Origin of the sequence: Desulfovibrio sp. 1214_IL3152 (assembly GCF_036763055.1) — a bacterium.
Taxonomy (GTDB): Bacteria; Desulfobacterota; Desulfovibrionia; order Desulfovibrionales; family Desulfovibrionaceae; genus Desulfovibrio.
Map to the genome: position 1 here is coordinate 1 of NZ_JBAIYW010000456.1, position 2,523 is coordinate 2,523.

The 2,523-nt window shown below is 59.3% G+C and carries 2 protein-coding genes; both read left to right on the forward strand.

Annotated features, from left to right (window positions below):
• Positions 1-209: 209 nt before the first annotated feature.
• Positions 210-1,445 carry an ABC transporter permease gene (locus V6C07_RS09570; RefSeq protein WP_333536202.1) on the forward strand — a complete coding sequence of 412 codons (1,236 nt, stop codon included), beginning with the start codon at positions 210-212 and terminating at the stop codon, positions 1,443-1,445.
• Between the two features lie 67 nt (positions 1,446-1,512).
• A partial coding sequence (locus tag V6C07_RS09575; RefSeq protein WP_333536203.1) for an ABC transporter ATP-binding protein occupies positions 1,513-2,523 on the forward strand: 1,011 nt, incomplete at its 3' end.

A 2,523-nucleotide genomic window follows, 5' to 3' on the forward strand; every position in this document is an offset into this window, starting at 1 on the left:
GGCATGCTGCCAACGCCGGAGCCGCGCAGGCCTGTGCAGCTGCGTCGGCCACGGCCGCGGGCGTGTTATTGCGAATATGTCTTTGACATACGCCGGTTTCGACCTATATAATAATTCGCCCCTTTTTGGGTAAAGGATTGGCGCGCTCCCGGCACAGGCCGCAGGTGCAACAGTCCGCATGAGGCGATGTCGGCGCGGTTTGCCATAACGTGTCCGGCGCAACAGTTCAGGGATATTCTTACAATGGTTTTGCCATGATTGCCATGTCCGACCTTTTTCGCGTCAGCCTCCGTCAGGTTGTACGCCAGCGCGGCTTCGGGGTGATATTGTCCATCGCCCTGGGCATCACGGCCTTTATTGTTCTGGCCGTGCTCGGGCGCGAAATCCGCTACAAAGTCGGGCAAGATATGGTGCTTATGGGAGGGGTTAACGTCATCCGCGTGTATATGGATGACGCCCAGTATCCCGGCCAGCCCATGCGCGGGTTTTACCCCGAAACCGTGGAATCCCTGAGCCATCTGCCCGGGGTGTACATGGTGAGCCAGAATATCCGCGAAGGAAAAAGCTTTCCCTTGCGCGGCGCTGGCGAACGCACTCTCAACGTGGGCTTTATCGGCGTTGACCAGTATTTTTCAGACGTGTTTTCTCTGAATCTGGTTGCCGGGCGGCTCATGGATGCCGATGACGTGACCGGTCACAAGCGTGTTTGCATGCTTGGCCGCGAAGCCGCGCAGGACTTGTACGGAGACGCGCCCTCGGCTGTGGGCAAGCTGCTTTTTTTGCAGCAGGATGTTTTTGAAGTGGTGGGTGTGGTCAGCGGCGTTATGCTCGGCAGTTGGTCACAGGGCGGTTTTTTGCCCTATACCACCATGATCGACCGAAATTGGGCGGGCGACAAGGTGACGCGCCTTTTTGTGCGCGCCATCGGCTGGCAGGACGTGCCGCCGCTGGTCAAGAGAATTCCTGAGGTTGTGCGTGAATTCCAGTCCGCGCCCTACCTTGTGGTCCACACGCAGGATGACCAGCTGGCGCGTATTCAGGATACCTTTCTGTGGGTCGAAGTGCTGCTTTGGCTCGGCATCGCCGCGTCACTCATGCTCGGCGGCTTCGGCATCTGGTACGGCACGTTTGCCGCAGTGCGCGCCCGCACCCGCGAGGTGGGCCTGAAGAAAGCCATGGGCGGTTCCGATACGGACATTCTGGCCCAGTTTCTTGCCGAGGCTTTGTGCAAATCTGTGGCTGGCGGTGTTTTGGGTATTGCCGTGGGTATTGCGCTGGTGGAAGGCGGCTCTTGGTCGCTGGGTACGGGTATTTCGTATTCCCTGCTTTTGGCCAGCAGCCTGGGCAGCATTGTTTTTTCCGCAGTCATCGGCGTGGCCGGGGGCCTGTATCCGGCCATCCAGGCCAGTCGTATGGACGTGGTCACGGCTTTGCGCTTTGAGTAAAAATAGCTGGCGGCCCAGACCAGACCGCTCAGGCGGCGTCCCGGGCCGTTTATGGACAGGGTGATTCATGGCTCCTGTTATTGTCGCCAAAGATCTGTATAAGTGCTACGCTGGTTTTTCGCCGGTGTTGCGCGGCGTGAATATTGAGGTGGAGCCGGGCGAGATGGTTGCCATTATGGGACCGTCAGGTTGCGGCAAATCCACCATGCTGCATGTGCTCGGCATGCTGCATGCGCCCGATTCCGGCTTTCTGGAAATTCTCGGCAAAGATGTACTGCGCCTGGACAGAGAGCAGACCGCAGCCTTCAGGCGCGGAACCATGGGCTTTGTCATGCAGTCGAGCAATCTTTTTGACCACTCCACAGTGTTTGAAAACGTTGAATTTCCGCTTATTTATGAGCGCGTTCCCCCGCAGGAACGATGGGAAAGGGTTATCCGCGCTCTGGAACTGGTGCGTCTTTCGGCCAGGGTTCACTACCGCAGCAACCGCCTCTCCGGCGGCGAGCAGCAGCGCGCAGCCATTGCGCGCGCCATGGTGAACAACCCCCGCATACTGCTTGCCGACGAGCCTACGGGCGCTCTGGATGCCAAGACCAGCCGCCTTATCATGGATAATTTTCGCAATCTTTGCCATACGGGCGGCGTAGCCATGGTCATGGTGACCCACGACCCCAAGATGGCGGAGTTTTGCGACAGTGTGTATACGCTTGAAGACGGCATCTTGCATTGCCGCAAGCGTGAAGTGCCGCGTATTTCCTCTGAGGAGACCTACAATCTGCTGGCCGGTCCCAGACCGGTGGTGCGCGGCGCGCTGGTGGCGGAACGCTTTCCCGAGGCTTCCGGCCAGTGCCTTATGACCGAAGCGCACCACATGCACGCTTCAGGGCTGCTTTCGCGCATTTATGCTATCCGAGACAACGGCTTGCTGGGCAGTCCCGAGGGCTATGCCTTGCCGCTGGCTGTGCGCCGTATCGGCGCATGGCGCATGCTCGGCGCGTATCTGGACATGTTCCGGCATATGCGCGGAGCTTCAGCCAATCTCTGGGGGCTTTGGCGCGTTTTGCCGGGGCGGGGGCGC